The organism is Clostridium sp. KNHs214, assembly GCF_000744935.1.
In the GTDB taxonomy this organism is placed as follows: Bacteria; Bacillota; Clostridia; order Clostridiales; family Clostridiaceae; genus Haloimpatiens.
The window spans coordinates 1-16,503 of sequence record NZ_JQMW01000008.1 but is presented as its reverse complement, the minus strand read 5'-3'; the positions used below and the strand labels follow the sequence as shown (position 1 = coordinate 16,503).

The window sequence follows — 16,503 nt, the reverse complement described above, 5'->3', positions numbered from 1 at the left end:
TGGGTGGCATATACTTTTAAATGGGAAAGTTTTGACTGGATACCAAGCGGTTTTACTGCAAATGTAAGTAACTATAATATGGTAATAGATAAAAACAAGATTTATTTATACGGAGTGGCATAAAAAGGAAGATGATAGTCCCGCATGTTTGGAACTTGAATGTAAATTATCTAATGTAAAATTAAATGGCAGGCCTGCGAAAGTAAAAGAGTTAAATATATACCACAAGGTGGCTAGATTTAATGGCAAAACAGATACCGTAAAGCCATATAGCAGTAGCGTTACAGGCGATAATGGACATTTTATAGGTAAGCTTAAATACCCACACGCAGGATCTGAAAAAAGCGAGTTACACATTGTAGCACAAGTAGAAACAGTATTCCCAATAACCAAATGTAATTCTAAAGGTAATAAGTACATTTATAATAAAAAAGTAATAGTACCTATAGATGTAAAATTAAACGTACCAGTAAATGGATACTATACTATAAACACCGGTTCTACAAAAAATTTAGATAAAGGTTTAGAATTCCTTGGAACAGAAAATCATTTTGTTATTAAAAAATAAAAAAAGAAGCTAGTGTATTAGCACTAGCTTCTTTTTTTAATTCACTAATATTATTGTATACAAGCACTTAGCTACAATGCTCTATTTGCTCTTATATTATAACTATTTTTGTTAAATTTATCAAATAAATATTTAATAAGTAATTTTCTATCAACGACGAGAAATTTCTCGTCGTTCGCAGAAAAATACTTTCTAAATATTTTAATAATTTGATTTAAAATTTATATATTGAAAATAGAGGAATTTAATAAATTTTGTATAATGTATAATATAATAGATATATATACAAAATTTATTATATATGATTTAGGAGCTTACATGAAAATTATAAAATCATCTCAAATATTTTATAAATCATTTAAAAAAAACTTAAAATATTTAATAGGATTATGTTTAATATTTATTTTAGGATCATTTTTTAGCGTATATCCAACAAGACTTTTAGGAGATATAATAAATAATTTATCAAAAAAAAGTCATAACTCATATAATGTAAAATTTCTAATAATTTTATATATCATTATACGGATAATTTATCTGTCATTAAATATTTTTGGCAAGTATTTTCAAGAATATTTATCTAGTAAAATGCAGTATGAACTGAGAACAGATTCTATTTTAAATATTACAAACATAAACATGATAGATTTTAACAATTTACAATCCACTCAATTTGTTACTAGAATTTTTGATGCTATAACTCAGTTAGTAACATCTATTATAAACATTGTTGTTTGGATTGGAAAATCACTGACAACCTTGATGTTTACTTTTTATTTCTTATTCAAAATTGATGTTACAATAACATTAATTTTTATTCCATTAGTATTTTTTATGGCTATTTTTACTAAAAAAATTTCACGTAAGACAAAATTACTCTCAAAAGATGAAGCTGAGAAATCAAGTTATGTAAGAGATTTAGTTCAAGAAATAGTTTCAAGTTTTAGGGAAATAAAGTGTTATCCTTATTGTAAAGAATGGATTTTAAATAAATATAATCAAAAAGAAGATAATTGGAGAAGGTCTAAAGTACGTTTTAATTTCTTATCATCAGCAATTTTTTGGCTTTTAAGTTTTTTTGGAATAGTAGTGGTATCTATTATATTAATTATGGCAATTCAAAAAACTGCTAATAATACGTTAGCACCTGGAGATATAACAGCTTTATTACTTTATTCTGGAAACATATTTGTTAATATAATGGAAGTTTTTAATCAATTCATAAACTTTAAGACATTAGAAGTTGTGATAGAAAGATTTAATGAAATTATGAGTAAATCTACTAGTAAAGAAAAAACGAAATGTATCTTAAATAACTATGATATAGAATTTAAAAATGTTTCATTTTCATATAATGGAACAAATACTATTCTCAATAATATAAATTTAAAGATTCCATTTGGAAAATCTATTAGTATAATTGGAGAAAGTGGTTCTGGTAAAAGTACAATTTTAAAATTAATTTTAGGTTTATATGAGACTACTAGTGGAGAAGTTAAAATAGGAGATATTAATATTAATGATTTATCTAGGGAAGATATAAAAAAAAATATAACTTGCATATTTCAGAATACATTTTTATATAATAGTTCAATTCATGACAATATAGTTTTAGGGAGAGAAGAAAATATTGAGTCTTTAAATGAAGTTTTAGGTTTAAGTTGCTCAACTAATTTTATTAATAAATTTTCAAATAAACTAGATACTATTGTAGGAGAAAGAGGTTCAAATTTATCAGGAGGGCAACAACAAAGACTCGGTATAGCAAGGGGATTTTTAGATGGTGGAAAAATTATATTGTTAGATGAAATTTCAGCAGCATTAGACACAATAACTGAGCAACATATAATTGAAAATATTAAAAAAATTCAAAATAAAACTTTAGTTGTAGTATCACATAAACCAAATATGATTCGTTGGACAGATTATGCAGTAGTTATTGATAATGGTGAAATTGTTGATATAGGAACACATGATGAACTATTAAAAAGATGTCCTCTGTATTTGAAGTTTATGGAAGATGACGATATAGTTACTAATTCTATATAAATAATAATTGTAAATGGGGGTGAAATAAATGAAATTTGTAGCAAAAATTTTAAAAGTTACAAATGTTTCTTTATCTGCAGCTTGTTGTGATGGTGTTTGTGTAAATTGGTGTTAATAACTTCCACTAAAATAACTCTATATTTTTTAATATAGAGTTATTTTAGTGGAAAAATTGGGGGAGTTATTATGGTGCAATTAAATGATAAATTTTATACTACAAAAGATTTAAGGATGAGTGAATGTGTTAATGTTAACTATGAAGATGAACTTGTTTTGCTTACAGATCCAAATTTAAAAAAATGGTTATTAATAAATAGTGGTATGTGTGAAATTATAAAAAAATGTGATGGAAATACTACTGTGTCAGAAATAATAAGTAAATTAAAAAAACAATATCCAAATAATTATAACGAAGAAATGAGTAAAAATATAATACAAGTTTTAAATAGTTTATATAATGAAAATTTAATATTTAAATCTAAAAAGGAATGTGATGAACATATTACACACGAAAATAAAGATAAATTTAATAGTTTATATATAGAAATAACATCTAAATGCAACTTAAAATGTAGGCATTGTTTTGGTGAATTTCAAAATAATTCATTTAATGAAATAAGTAAAGATAAGATTTTTAATATTCTAAGTGAAGCAAAAAATTTAGGAGCTGAAAATATTGTATTAAGTGGAGGAGAACCATTATTACATAAAGACTTTATTGAAATATGTACTAATGCATTAGAAATGGATTTTACCACTATTATTTCAACTAATGGATTATTAATTAATGAAAAAATTCTAAGTCTTTTTAATAATTCACCAAAATTAAAAATACAATTTAGTTTGGAAGGAATAAACAAAGAAACACATGAAGCTTTACGAGGAAAATGTTCTTTTAAGCCAACTATAAACGCAATAAAATTACTTATAGATAATGGATTTGCTGATAGAATTTCAATTTCAACAACAATCTTTAAACAAAATGTCCAAGAAATTGAGTCTATAGTACAATGGTGTATTAAAAATAAAATTAAAAAAATTTCATTTAAAAAATTATTTAGAGAAGGTAGAGCAGATCTTAACTGGAGTGATTTAATAATTAGTAATGATGATAATGAAATTATAGAATATTTTACAAATACATTGAATTCTATATTAGAAAAATATGAAGATAAAATTAGCATAACTGGTTATCCAAGCGAGAAATCATTTAAATTAAACAGTTTAATTAATTTAAAATATCCATGTCCTTTAGGAGCAAGCATAAGAATCGATTCAATAGGTAACGTATACCCTTGCCAATTATTAAACACAAAAGAATTTATTATAGGCAATATATATAAAAGTTCATTAGAAAAAGTATTAAACAGTGATGAATTAGAAAATTTATTTGATTTAGCTAGAAGCAGAATGAAAAAAATAAGTAAGTGTTCAAATTGTAAGTTTTTACATTTTTGTGGTGGTGGGTGTATGGCTCAAAGTTTGTTAGATTATAATACTGTATATTCTGAATATACATATTGTAATTTCAGACATTCTGTTTTAAATAAAAAATTGAGACAATCATTAGTTAGTGATAGTTAATCTATATATGTTTGCAAGCATTTATGTAAAGTAAGAACACTAATATTGAATAAAAAACAAAAAAAGCATAATTTTTTATGCTTTTTTTTGTTTTTGTAATAATAATTAATTGATTAAATTTTTTATGGCTTTTTTAGCTAACATTTATAATGCCTAGGAGCAGCATTTAAAACTAGTTCCTCATGTAATGCATATTTCTATATGTAACATAACTTAGGCTTGTCTTGTAAGCTAAAATTTAGTTTAAAAACAGTTTTATAAATAACATACATTTCGCATACAACAAAAAGTTAAAGAACACGCTGAAAGGAGTTTAAAAAAACTATGTATTTAGTACAACACTTTTAATTAACACAAACGTTAGCTTTACATTTTGCAGAATTAAAAACAAAAATATGCTTAAAACAAAACTTTGCCAATGGAGTATTTACTCCTTAAATTTTATTTTTTAACAACACTTTTTTAATAACACAGAAGTTATTTTATATATATTTTTTTAGCAAAACATGAAGGAGTAAATGCTCCATTAACAAAAATTTGGGCTAACTGCTAACAAAAAAAGTTTATTTATTACCCTCGGGAGAGTGGATCCTTACCACTTAAAAAAGTAGGTCGTGTACATATTATTTTTAATTTTAGCCGGTTGGCTGCACTTATAGGAGGGTTTAAAATGGGAAGTTTAAGTTATCAAGTTAAGAATAAATTAAAGCAAATGTTTGCGTATAAAAAAAGCAAAAGAGATTATAAGTTAGAAAATAATATAAAGCTAAGCAGTATTCCTTGCAAAATTTATTCGCGTGTTACGTTGCAAAACTATGTTAAATGGGGTAGAAACTATGTAGAGTGGGTTAAAGAAACCAAAAGTAATTTTAAAAATTTAGAGGATATACCACTTTCTTATGCTAAGGAATACCTAGATTATGGCGTTAATGTTAAGGGTTATAGCGTATATACTACACGTTTACAAGCTAGTGCTATTTCTAAGCTATATAATGTACCAATAAAAAGTTTTTATAAAGTTCCTAGCATTGCTACTGCAAAAATAAAACGTAGTAGAGGTGTAAGTGCTATGGATGCACATTTTAGCGTAGAAAATAATAAAGAATTTATAAATTTTTGTAAAGGAACTGGACTGAGAAGAAAAGAAGTAACTGCATTAAAGCCAGAACAAATAGTTATTAAAAATAATAAGGTTTATATAGATCTAGAATCTAAAAGGGAATATAATGTGCAAACCAAAGGTGGTAGGCCGAGAATCGTGGAAGTGCTGCCAGAATATTATTCTGTAGTGCTTAAGGCTAAAAAAAATGCTACTGGTAATGCTAAAGTATTTTCTAAAATACCTAAAAATGCGGATATACATTCATATAGACGTTTTTATGCTAAAACAAAATACCAGCAATTTCTTAAAAATAAATTTGGTAGCATAAAAAATGCTAAAATGGATTATTTTAGACGGGGCAAAAACAAAGGTAAACATTATAATAGAGCTGCATTGCAACACGTATCTGTCAATATGGGGCATAATAGACTTATTGTTGTTTTTAGTTATCTATAGTTATCTAGAAGATTTAAACGAATAAAAAAAGAAGGCTAAATGCCTTCTTTTTATTCGTTTAAATCTTCTAGATAACAAGTGTCCCAATCTGTATTTTTATTATTTTTTAGATCTTCCAAAATACTTATTTGATCGTCGATCGCTCTTTCACGCCAATCAAACTTATTTTTAGTTTTGTTATTAAGTACATTATATTTTTCTAGCATTTTGTATAAATATTTTAATTTAATTTCCAATTTTTCTTCTAAATTATCCATAAAATATCCTCCAAATTTTTTATTAAAATTTTGTCTCCGCCAATGCTATCTATTTTTTTAATTTTAGCATTAATTTTATCCAAATTAACATAATCTGGATATTCATTTTTAATGTCTACAAACGCCTTTTTTAATTTTTTTACATCTACTGTATACATTGTAAAGTCCCCCTTATGTTTCTTAAAAATAAGAATTTATTTTTGTTTTACACATAAGTATTATTACTTTTTAGAAAAAAACATTATTTTTTAAAAATTTTTTCTTAAAAATAGTATTCGGCTATATTTATTTTTATACTTTTGCCATGTATTCATATGTGAGATAGAAAGCTTAGTTGGATCATAAGTTAGTGAAATTTTTTTTAAATCTTCCATCGTTAGTGAAAATTGGTTTTTAATCATATTATCCCTTCTCTTTTTAATTTTACGAACTAATAAAATCGGCCATATTAAATTCTTCTTCCGATTCTGAAGAGCTATTCCACCCTAGCAATTTTTTTTCTAAAGCATCAAAATCATAATTCCTTTGCTCATAATCATTAAAAGTACTTGTACTACCTTTGCTACCTTTAATTTGTTTAGGTTGCTTATAGTCTTTCTCTAACGCACTAATTAATAAGCCTACTAAATTTCTTATTTCCTTATTAGTTTTTTTAATTATATCTATTTTATCTGTTATTTTAATAATATCGCCACCAGCTGCCGCTAATATTTTTTTAGCTTCAAGTGTTGTTATATCTACCTTTTCTATAATTTTTATGCTTTCCTTTACAATATTTATTTTCTCCATTTCCTCTGGATCTTCTACGCTTTGTTTTTTTATATTATCTTTATCCAAAGCAATTTCATTTTTATCTTTAAATTTTTTATTAGGTTTAATAAAAAATTTTATGCTAGTTACTTTTCTGCCTGTCTTTATTTCCTTAAACTCAAAAGAAATATCACTAACTTTTTTTAATTCTTTCTGTGCTTGTAATATAACAAATCGTTTAAAATCATTATATCGAGGATAAATATTCTCTGCTTTAACTAGTCTTCTAAGATCTTCAACTTCTATTTCAATGTAATCTTGTTTCTTAAATTCATTAGCTTTCAAAATTTCATATAAGCGAATACTATATTTACTTTTCATGCTCAAGATATTTACTAATTTATATCGAGTAAATACTTTGCTTAATTGTAACATATAAGGCTTTAAATCCGGGCTAAATTTTAATGTTACCATGCCTGTTCCTTTTTGATAAATTGCACTACTTAACCATGCTGTTTGTATAAGTTTATCCCCTTCTTGAATTTCAAAAACTTTTTGCATTAATTTTTTTGTTATCTGGGGGATTTCTGTATATTTTGACTTGTCGTCTACTTCTAGCAATTTCATGAATTCATTTATTTTAAAATTATAAGCTTTAAATTCTGCGTCTTGTGGTTGCACCATACTTGCTAACGTTAATATAAGTTTCTGCTCTTGTAGACTAAGGTCATAGCTACTATTCATTATAAAATAGTTACTTTTTTTAACTATATAATCTTTATTCATAAAATCACCTCTTAAGGATTATAATACCATATTAATACGAGTGCGTAAACATTTTTTTGTACTCGTATTTAGGTATGAAAAACTCGTCTTTGGGTATGGAAAACTCGTCTTTAGATTTTTTTTCAGGTATGAAAAACTCGTCTTTGGGTATGGAAAACTCGTCTTTAGATTTTTAAAGCTAGATATACCAACACTTCGCGATACCTCTAAAACATTTAAAACAAAAAGATTGTTAAAACATATAAAACAACAACAAGGGAACTACAAAAAAAACTACTTATTAAAATTAAATAGTTAAGTAGTTAAATTAAGTTTTATGTTGTTGTTTTTTTAAAACTGTAGGGAAATTTAATTTTTACAAACAAAAGCTTGTAAGTAATCTCGAATATATTTGGTTAATTCTTGTTTGATCCAGGGATTTTTATTTAAAACTTCCTTTTGCTCTAAAGTTATTCGTATGGATATAACTTTTCGTTTAGCTCCGTCTACTTTTTTTCTACCTCTGGCCATGTAATAACACCCCCCCAAATTTCCGTAAACATTATTTACAATTTATGTAAACATTTTATAGTAAGCATTATAGCATAACTATTTGGTGTTTACAATAATTACCAAAATATAATTAATTTTTGTAAACATTAATTAATTTCGTAATTTTGTTTAAAATTTTAAAAATTTAGCTAATAATTATATGTAGATATATAAATAAAAATTGTATTATTAATTAAAATGGAGGGGTTTAAATGAGTAAAAAAGTAATTTCAATAATTTTAGGATTAACATTAACAATAAGTGGAGCTGCTTTCGCAGGTTGTAATAAAAAAGACGATAGCAAATCTGCTAGTAACAAAATAACCGTTGAAGGTAAAAAGGCAAAGGAAAATAAAAAAGCTGAAAGCACCAAGGATGAAATCAATGATCCTACATCACTAAAATATGTACCTAAAGAACAACAAAATGTAAAAGACTATAAAGAGGAAACTCAAACTATAGGTAATAATAAAATAAAAGTATTTAAAGGTACTTTTACCAATGCTGATAATGTATTCTGGATAGGCGGTAAAAAATTAGATGGTCATGGTTCAGCAGATGTTATGAAAATCTTTGATAGTTCTATAAAAAATGCATATGAAGCTTCAGTAAATGAACCAACTGAAAAATTAAAAAAGCTTGAAAATGTTACTGTTATGAAAATGGGTGCTGATGATTTATCTAGCGATAAATATGCATTAATTAACTACACGAAACCTTATAGTTATGATGGGGAAAAGTGGCATTATGAAGTATGTAAAGTAGTTAAGGCTGATAATACAGGGATAACAGCAGATAGTGGTAAAAAGTATAATGTAAAAGATATTGGTAATACTGTAATGACAGAACTTGATATTGGTAAGAATCTTAGAAAGTATAATCCAAATAATTTTCCTAAAGATACACTTATAGAAGTTATCTGTGAAAAAGGAAGACCATACCAAATTGATAGATACTGTGTTATAAAATAAAGCCTTAAAGGCTTTATTTTTTTTAAATAAAATTATATATTTTTTAAATTTTGTATATATAAAAAAGAATAGTTTATAAGGAAAGGAGGAATACTTATGCTTAAAAAAATTAAAAATATATTTTTAGGATTTTTAACTATAATATTTTTATTTACGCAAAAATGTTATGCAGTAAATACTAGTAAAATAATAAACGCTAATCCAATCGCACAAACGGAAAATTGTTGGATAGATACTTCCACGTGGGAATTAAGACCGCATTCCGAAAAAAGATATAAAAGAGTGCTTAAATGGCATAGCACAACAAAATATAGATGGGAAAGAAGGGTAATTCCTTTGCCACGGCCTACAAATACTGATGGATATAGAGTTTATATTCCAGAACATTATTCGTGGCCAGATGGGCATAGAGTGAATGGTGAATGGCGAACTAATTACGAAAAAAGCTATTATATTGTTGCGGTTTGGGCACCATACACTTACAAATGGCAGCAATTTGACTGGGTGGCATATACTTTTAAATGGGAAAGTTTTGACTGGATACCAAGCGGTTTTACTGCAAATGTAAGTAACTATAATATGGTAATAGATAAAAAACAAAGATTTATTTATACGGAGTGGCATAAAAAGGAAGATGATAGTCCCGCATGTTTGGAACTTGAATGTAAATTATCTAATGTAAAATTAAATGGCAGGCCTGCGAAAGTAAAAGAGTTAAATATATACCACAAGGTGGCTAGATTTAATGGCAAAACAGATACCGTAAAGCCATATAGCAGTAGCGTTACAGGCGATAATGGACATTTTATAGGTAAGCTTAAATACCCACACGCAGGATCTGAAAAAAGCGAGTTACACATTGTAGCACAAGTAGAAACAGTATTCCCAATAACCAAATGTAATTCTAAAGGTAATAAGTACATTTATAATAAAAAAGTAATAGTACCTATAGATGTAAAATTAAACGTACCAGTAAATGGATACTATACTATAAACACCGGTTCTACAAAAAATTTAGATAAAGGTTTAGAATTCCTTGGAACAGAAAATCATTTTGTTATTAAAAAATAAAAAAAGAAGCTAGTGTATTAGCACTAGCTTCTTTTTTTAATTCACTAATATTATTGTATACAAGCACTTAGCTACAATGCTCTATTTGCTCTTATATTATAACTATTTTTGTTAAATTTATCAAATAAATATTTAATAAGTAATTTTCTATCAACGACGAGAAATTTCTCGTCGTTCGCAGAAAAATACTTTCTAAATATTTTAATAATTTGATTTAAAATTTATATATTGAAAATAGAGGAATTTAATAAATTTTGTATAATGTATAATATAATAGATATATATACAAAATTTATTATATATGATTTAGGAGCTTACATGAAAATTATAAAATCATCTCAAATATTTTATAAATCATTTAAAAAAAACTTAAAATATTTAATAGGATTATGTTTAATATTTATTTTAGGATCATTTTTTAGCGTATATCCAACAAGACTTTTAGGAGATATAATAAATAATTTATCAAAAAAAAGTCATAACTCATATAATGTAAAATTTCTAATAATTTTATATATCATTATACGGATAATTTATCTGTCATTAAATATTTTTGGCAAGTATTTTCAAGAATATTTATCTAGTAAAATGCAGTATGAACTGAGAACAGATTCTATTTTAAATATTACAAACATAAACATGATAGATTTTAACAATTTACAATCCACTCAATTTGTTACTAGAATTTTTGATGCTATAACTCAGTTAGTAACATCTATTATAAACATTGTTGTTTGGATTGGAAAATCACTGACAACCTTGATGTTTACTTTTTATTTCTTATTCAAAATTGATGTTACAATAACATTAATTTTTATTCCATTAGTATTTTTTATGGCTATTTTTACTAAAAAAATTTCACGTAAGACAAAATTACTCTCAAAAGATGAAGCTGAGAAATCAAGTTATGTAAGAGATTTAGTTCAAGAAATAGTTTCAAGTTTTAGGGAAATAAAGTGTTATCCTTATTGTAAAGAATGGATTTTAAATAAATATAATCAAAAAGAAGATAATTGGAGAAGGTCTAAAGTACGTTTTAATTTCTTATCATCAGCAATTTTTTGGCTTTTAAGTTTTTTTGGAATAGTAGTGGTATCTATTATATTAATTATGGCAATTCAAAAAACTGCTAATAATACGTTAGCACCTGGAGATATAACAGCTTTATTACTTTATTCTGGAAACATATTTGTTAATATAATGGAAGTTTTTAATCAATTCATAAACTTTAAGACATTAGAAGTTGTGATAGAAAGATTTAATGAAATTATGAGTAAATCTACTAGTAAAGAAAAAACGAAATGTATCTTAAATAACTATGATATAGAATTTAAAAATGTTTCATTTTCATATAATGGAACAAATACTATTCTCAATAATATAAATTTAAAGATTCCATTTGGAAAATCTATTAGTATAATTGGAGAAAGTGGTTCTGGTAAAAGTACAATTTTAAAATTAATTTTAGGTTTATATGAGACTACTAGTGGAGAAGTTAAAATAGGAGATATTAATATTAATGATTTATCTAGGGAAGATATAAAAAAAAATATAACTTGCATATTTCAGAATACATTTTTATATAATAGTTCAATTCATGACAATATAGTTTTAGGGAGAGAAGAAAATATTGAGTCTTTAAATGAAGTTTTAGGTTTAAGTTGCTCAACTAATTTTATTAATAAATTTTCAAATAAACTAGATACTATTGTAGGAGAAAGAGGTTCAAATTTATCAGGAGGGCAACAACAAAGACTCGGTATAGCAAGGGGATTTTTAGATGGTGGAAAAATTATATTGTTAGATGAAATTTCAGCAGCATTAGACACAATAACTGAGCAACATATAATTGAAAATATTAAAAAAATTCAAAATAAAACTTTAGTTGTAGTATCACATAAACCAAATATGATTCGTTGGACAGATTATGCAGTAGTTATTGATAATGGTGAAATTGTTGATATAGGAACACATGATGAACTATTAAAAAGATGTCCTCTGTATTTGAAGTTTATGGAAGATGACGATATAGTTACTAATTCTATATAAATAATAATTGTAAATGGGGGTGAAATAAATGAAATTTGTAGCAAAAATTTTAAAAGTTACAAATGTTTCTTTATCTGCAGCTTGTTGTGATGGTGTTTGTGTAAATTGGTGTTAATAACTTCCACTAAAATAACTCTATATTTTTTAATATAGAGTTATTTTAGTGGAAAAATTGGGGGAGTTATTATGGTGCAATTAAATGATAAATTTTATACTACAAAAGATTTAAGGATGAGTGAATGTGTTAATGTTAACTATGAAGATGAACTTGTTTTGCTTACAGATCCAAATTTAAAAAAATGGTTATTAATAAATAGTGGTATGTGTGAAATTATAAAAAAATGTGATGGAAATACTACTGTGTCAGAAATAATAAGTAAATTAAAAAAACAATATCCAAATAATTATAACGAAGAAATGAGTAAAAATATAATACAAGTTTTAAATAGTTTATATAATGAAAATTTAATATTTAAATCTAAAAAGGAATGTGATGAACATATTACACACGAAAATAAAGATAAATTTAATAGTTTATATATAGAAATAACATCTAAATGCAACTTAAAATGTAGGCATTGTTTTGGTGAATTTCAAAATAATTCATTTAATGAAATAAGTAAAGATAAGATTTTTAATATTCTAAGTGAAGCAAAAAATTTAGGAGCTGAAAATATTGTATTAAGTGGAGGAGAACCATTATTACATAAAGACTTTATTGAAATATGTACTAATGCATTAGAAATGGATTTTACCACTATTATTTCAACTAATGGATTATTAATTAATGAAAAAATTCTAAGTCTTTTTAATAATTCACCAAAATTAAAAATACAATTTAGTTTGGAAGGAATAAACAAAGAAACACATGAAGCTTTACGAGGAAAATGTTCTTTTAAGCCAACTATAAACGCAATAAAATTACTTATAGATAATGGATTTGCTGATAGAATTTCAATTTCAACAACAATCTTTAAACAAAATGTCCAAGAAATTGAGTCTATAGTACAATGGTGTATTAAAAATAAAATTAAAAAAATTTCATTTAAAAAATTATTTAGAGAAGGTAGAGCAGATCTTAACTGGAGTGATTTAATAATTAGTAATGATGATAATGAAATTATAGAATATTTTACAAATACATTGAATTCTATATTAGAAAAATATGAAGATAAAATTAGCATAACTGGTTATCCAAGCGAGAAATCATTTAAATTAAACAGTTTAATTAATTTAAAATATCCATGTCCTTTAGGAGCAAGCATAAGAATCGATTCAATAGGTAACGTATACCCTTGCCAATTATTAAACACAAAAGAATTTATTATAGGCAATATATATAAAAGTTCATTAGAAAAAGTATTAAACAGTGATGAATTAGAAAATTTATTTGATTTAGCTAGAAGCAGAATGAAAAAAATAAGTAAGTGTTCAAATTGTAAGTTTTTACATTTTTGTGGTGGTGGGTGTATGGCTCAAAGTTTGTTAGATTATAATACTGTATATTCTGAATATACATATTGTAATTTCAGACATTCTGTTTTAAATAAAAAATTGAGACAATCATTAGTTAGTGATAGTTAATCTATATATGTTTGCAAGCATTTATGTAAAGTAAGAACACTAATATTGAATAAAAAACAAAAAAAGCATAATTTTTTATGCTTTTTTTTGTTTTTGTAATAATAATTAATTGATTAAATTTTTTATGGCTTTTTTAGCTAACATTTATAATGCCTAGGAGCAGCATTTAAAACTAGTTCCTCATGTAATGCATATTTCTATATGTAACATAACTTAGGCTTGTCTTGTAAGCTAAAATTTAGTTTAAAAACAGTTTTATAAATAACATACATTTCGCATACAACAAAAAGTTAAAGAACACGCTGAAAGGAGTTTAAAAAAACTATGTATTTAGTACAACACTTTTAATTAACACAAACGTTAGCTTTACATTTTGCAGAATTAAAAACAAAAATATGCTTAAAACAAAACTTTGCCAATGGAGTATTTACTCCTTAAATTTTATTTTTTAACAACACTTTTTTAATAACACAGAAGTTATTTTATATATATTTTTTTAGCAAAACATGAAGGAGTAAATGCTCCATTAACAAAAATTTGGGCTAACTGCTAACAAAAAAAGTTTATTTATTACCCTCGGGAGAGTGGATCCTTACCACTTAAAAAAGTAGGTCGTGTACATATTATTTTTAATTTTAGCCGGTTGGCTGCACTTATAGGAGGGTTTAAAATGGGAAGTTTAAGTTATCAAGTTAAGAATAAATTAAAGCAAATGTTTGCGTATAAAAAAAGCAAAAGAGATTATAAGTTAGAAAATAATATAAAGCTAAGCAGTATTCCTTGCAAAATTTATTCGCGTGTTACGTTGCAAAACTATGTTAAATGGGGTAGAAACTATGTAGAGTGGGTTAAAGAAACCAAAAGTAATTTTAAAAATTTAGAGGATATACCACTTTCTTATGCTAAGGAATACCTAGATTATGGCGTTAATGTTAAGGGTTATAGCGTATATACTACACGTTTACAAGCTAGTGCTATTTCTAAGCTATATAATGTACCAATAAAAAGTTTTTATAAAGTTCCTAGCATTGCTACTGCAAAAATAAAACGTAGTAGAGGTGTAAGTGCTATGGATGCACATTTTAGCGTAGAAAATAATAAAGAATTTATAAATTTTTGTAAAGGAACTGGACTGAGAAGAAAAGAAGTAACTGCATTAAAGCCAGAACAAATAGTTATTAAAAATAATAAGGTTTATATAGATCTAGAATCTAAAAGGGAATATAATGTGCAAACCAAAGGTGGTAGGCCGAGAATCGTGGAAGTGCTGCCAGAATATTATTCTGTAGTGCTTAAGGCTAAAAAAAATGCTACTGGTAATGCTAAAGTATTTTCTAAAATACCTAAAAATGCGGATATACATTCATATAGACGTTTTTATGCTAAAACAAAATACCAGCAATTTCTTAAAAATAAATTTGGTAGCATAAAAAATGCTAAAATGGATTATTTTAGACGGGGCAAAAACAAAGGTAAACATTATAATAGAGCTGCATTGCAACACGTATCTGTCAATATGGGGCATAATAGACTTATTGTTGTTTTTAGTTATCTATAGTTATCTAGAAGATTTAAACGAATAAAAAAAGAAGGCTAAATGCCTTCTTTTTATTCGTTTAAATCTTCTAGATAACAAGTGTCCCAATCTGTATTTTTATTATTTTTTAGATCTTCCAAAATACTTATTTGATCGTCGATCGCTCTTTCACGCCAATCAAACTTATTTTTAGTTTTGTTATTAAGTACATTATATTTTTCTAGCATTTTGTATAAATATTTTAATTTAATTTCCAATTTTTCTTCTAAATTATCCATAAAATATCCTCCAAATTTTTTATTAAAATTTTGTCTCCGCCAATGCTATCTATTTTTTTAATTTTAGCATTAATTTTATCCAAATTAACATAATCTGGATATTCATTTTTAATGTCTACAAACGCCTTTTTTAATTTTTTTACATCTACTGTATACATTGTAAAGTCCCCCTTATGTTTCTTAAAAATAAGAATTTATTTTTGTTTTACACATAAGTATTATTACTTTTTAGAAAAAAACATTATTTTTTAAAAATTTTTTCTTAAAAATAGTATTCGGCTATATTTATTTTTATACTTTTGCCATGTATTCATATGTGAGATAGAAAGCTTAGTTGGATCATAAGTTAGTGAAATTTTTTTAAATCTTCCATCGTTAGTGAAAATTGGTTTTTAATCATATTATCCCTTCTCTTTTTAATTTTACGAACTAATAAAATCGGCCATATTAAATTCTTCTTCCGATTCTGAAGAGCTATTCCACCCTAGCAATTTTTTTTCTAAAGCATCAAAATCATAATTCCTTTGCTCATAATCATTAAAGTACTTGTACTACCTTTGCTACCTTTAATTTGTTTAGGTTGCTTATAGTCTTTCTCTAACGCACTAATTAATAAGCCTACTAAATTTCTTATTTCCTTATTAGTTTTTTTTAATTATATCTATTTTATCTGTTATTTTAATAATATCGCCACCAGCTGCCGCTAATATTTTTTAGCTTCAAGTGTTGTTTATCTACCTTTTTCTATAATTTTTTATGCTTTCCTTTACAATATTTATTTTCTCCATTTCCTCTGGATCTTCTACGCTTTGTTTTTTTATATTATCTTTATCCAAAGCATTTCATTTTTATCTTTAATTTTTTATTAGGTTTAATAAAAATTTTTATGCTAGTTACTTTTCTGCCTGTCTTTATTTCCTTAAACTCAAA

15 protein-coding genes are annotated in these 16,503 nt (G+C 25.4%); 9 read left to right on the top strand and 6 right to left on the bottom strand.

The features are described from left to right. Positions 1–148 precede the first annotated feature (148 nt). The 4 genes from CC89_RS02550 to CC89_RS02535 all read left to right on the top strand — a co-directional run bounded on the left by CC89_RS02550 (position 149) and on the right by CC89_RS02535 (position 5,759). Positions 149–568, top strand: coding sequence for a hypothetical protein (locus CC89_RS02550; protein WP_035288728.1), 420 nt, complete (start codon positions 149–151; stop codon positions 566–568). A 261-nt stretch (positions 569–829) separates the two neighbouring features. Continuing rightward, positions 830–2,617, top strand: a complete 1,788-nt coding sequence (locus CC89_RS02545) for an ABC transporter ATP-binding protein (protein ID WP_035288719.1) — start codon at positions 830–832, stop codon at positions 2,615–2,617. 186 nt (positions 2,618–2,803) lie between these two features. After that, positions 2,804–4,201 (top strand): radical SAM/SPASM domain-containing protein, encoded by a 1,398-nt coding sequence (locus CC89_RS02540; RefSeq protein WP_035288716.1) that lies wholly within the window; start codon positions 2,804–2,806, stop codon positions 4,199–4,201. Between the two features lie 670 nt (positions 4,202–4,871). After that, positions 4,872–5,759 (top strand): site-specific integrase, encoded by an 888-nt coding sequence (locus tag CC89_RS02535; protein ID WP_035288713.1) that lies wholly within the window; start codon positions 4,872–4,874, stop codon positions 5,757–5,759. 50 nt (positions 5,760–5,809) lie between these two features. On the opposite strand, the gene CC89_RS02530 is transcribed toward CC89_RS02535, so the two are convergent. The 4 genes from CC89_RS02530 to CC89_RS20305 all read right to left on the bottom strand — a co-directional run bounded on the left by CC89_RS02530 (position 5,810) and on the right by CC89_RS20305 (position 8,062). Then, positions 5,810–6,016 carry a hypothetical protein gene (locus tag CC89_RS02530; protein WP_035288710.1) on the bottom strand — a complete coding sequence of 69 codons (207 nt, stop codon included), beginning with the start codon at positions 6,014–6,016 and terminating at the stop codon, positions 5,810–5,812. Then, a complete protein-coding gene (locus tag CC89_RS20310) occupies positions 6,004–6,174 on the bottom strand; it encodes a hypothetical protein (protein WP_185750651.1) in 171 nt (56 codons plus the stop codon). Before CC89_RS20310 ends, CC89_RS02530 begins: the two co-directional genes overlap by 13 nt. A 265-nt stretch (positions 6,175–6,439) precedes the next feature. Continuing rightward, positions 6,440–7,552 carry a replication initiation protein gene (locus tag CC89_RS02525; RefSeq protein ID WP_051931420.1) on the bottom strand — a complete coding sequence of 371 codons (1,113 nt, stop codon included), beginning with the start codon at positions 7,550–7,552 and terminating at the stop codon, positions 6,440–6,442. 348 nt (positions 7,553–7,900) lie between these two features. Further along, entirely contained in the window at positions 7,901–8,062 is a 162-nt protein-coding gene (locus tag CC89_RS20305) for a hypothetical protein (protein ID WP_185750652.1), read from the bottom strand. A 233-nt stretch (positions 8,063–8,295) separates the two neighbouring features. Here CC89_RS20305 and CC89_RS02520 point away from each other — a divergent pair, with 233 nt between their 5' ends. The 5 genes from CC89_RS02520 to CC89_RS02500 all read left to right on the top strand — a co-directional run bounded on the left by CC89_RS02520 (position 8,296) and on the right by CC89_RS02500 (position 15,316). Next, positions 8,296–9,054, top strand: a complete 759-nt coding sequence (locus tag CC89_RS02520; RefSeq protein ID WP_035288725.1) for a hypothetical protein — start codon at positions 8,296–8,298, stop codon at positions 9,052–9,054. Positions 9,055–9,150: 96 nt separating this feature from the next. Continuing rightward, complete coding sequence (locus CC89_RS02515) at positions 9,151–10,125, top strand: hypothetical protein (RefSeq protein ID WP_035288722.1); 975 nt, start codon at positions 9,151–9,153, stop codon at positions 10,123–10,125. A 261-nt stretch (positions 10,126–10,386) separates the two neighbouring features. Then, positions 10,387–12,174 carry an ABC transporter ATP-binding protein gene (locus tag CC89_RS02510; protein ID WP_035288719.1) on the top strand — a complete coding sequence of 596 codons (1,788 nt, stop codon included), beginning with the start codon at positions 10,387–10,389 and terminating at the stop codon, positions 12,172–12,174. A gap of 186 nt (positions 12,175–12,360) precedes the next feature. Further along, entirely contained in the window at positions 12,361–13,758 is a 1,398-nt protein-coding gene (locus CC89_RS02505) for a radical SAM/SPASM domain-containing protein (RefSeq protein ID WP_035288716.1), read from the top strand. A 670-nt stretch (positions 13,759–14,428) separates the two neighbouring features. Then, entirely contained in the window at positions 14,429–15,316 is an 888-nt protein-coding gene (locus CC89_RS02500; protein ID WP_035288713.1) for a site-specific integrase, read from the top strand. Between the two features lie 50 nt (positions 15,317–15,366). Here CC89_RS02500 and CC89_RS02495 read toward each other — a convergent pair whose 3' ends face one another. Continuing rightward, a complete protein-coding gene (locus tag CC89_RS02495) occupies positions 15,367–15,573 on the bottom strand; it encodes a hypothetical protein (protein WP_035288710.1) in 207 nt (68 codons plus the stop codon). Further along, the gene (locus CC89_RS20300) at positions 15,561–15,731 is read right to left on the bottom strand and encodes a hypothetical protein (protein ID WP_185750651.1); all 171 of its coding nucleotides are present in this window, start codon (positions 15,729–15,731) and stop codon (positions 15,561–15,563) included. The genes CC89_RS02495 and CC89_RS20300 overlap by 13 nt, the downstream gene beginning before the upstream one ends. Positions 15,732–16,503 lie beyond the last annotated feature (772 nt).

Excerpts from the sequence above, each read along its gene's own strand:
- CC89_RS02545 (WP_035288719.1), top strand. The coding sequence starts at position 830 with ATGTATAATATAATAGATATATATACAAAATTTATTATATATGATTTA.
- CC89_RS02540 (WP_035288716.1), top strand. The coding sequence starts at position 2,804 with ATGGTGCAATTAAATGATAAATTTTATACTACAAAAGATTTAAGGATG.
- CC89_RS02535 (WP_035288713.1), top strand. The coding sequence starts at position 4,872 with ATGGGAAGTTTAAGTTATCAAGTTAAGAATAAATTAAAGCAAATGTTT.
- CC89_RS02530 (WP_035288710.1), bottom strand. The coding sequence starts at position 6,016 with ATGGATAATTTAGAAGAAAAATTGGAAATTAAATTAAAATATTTATAC.
- CC89_RS20310 (WP_185750651.1), bottom strand. The coding sequence starts at position 6,174 with ATGTATACAGTAGATGTAAAAAAATTAAAAAAGGCGTTTGTAGACATT.
- CC89_RS02525 (WP_051931420.1), bottom strand. The coding sequence starts at position 7,552 with ATGAATAAAGATTATATAGTTAAAAAAAGTAACTATTTTATAATGAAT.
- CC89_RS20305 (WP_185750652.1), bottom strand. The coding sequence starts at position 8,062 with ATGGCCAGAGGTAGAAAAAAAGTAGACGGAGCTAAACGAAAAGTTATA.
- CC89_RS02520 (WP_035288725.1), top strand. The coding sequence starts at position 8,296 with ATGAGTAAAAAAGTAATTTCAATAATTTTAGGATTAACATTAACAATA.
- CC89_RS02515 (WP_035288722.1), top strand. The coding sequence starts at position 9,151 with ATGCTTAAAAAAATTAAAAATATATTTTTAGGATTTTTAACTATAATA.
- CC89_RS02510 (WP_035288719.1), top strand. The coding sequence starts at position 10,387 with ATGTATAATATAATAGATATATATACAAAATTTATTATATATGATTTA.
- CC89_RS02505 (WP_035288716.1), top strand. The coding sequence starts at position 12,361 with ATGGTGCAATTAAATGATAAATTTTATACTACAAAAGATTTAAGGATG.
- CC89_RS02500 (WP_035288713.1), top strand. The coding sequence starts at position 14,429 with ATGGGAAGTTTAAGTTATCAAGTTAAGAATAAATTAAAGCAAATGTTT.
- CC89_RS02495 (WP_035288710.1), bottom strand. The coding sequence starts at position 15,573 with ATGGATAATTTAGAAGAAAAATTGGAAATTAAATTAAAATATTTATAC.
- CC89_RS20300 (WP_185750651.1), bottom strand. The coding sequence starts at position 15,731 with ATGTATACAGTAGATGTAAAAAAATTAAAAAAGGCGTTTGTAGACATT.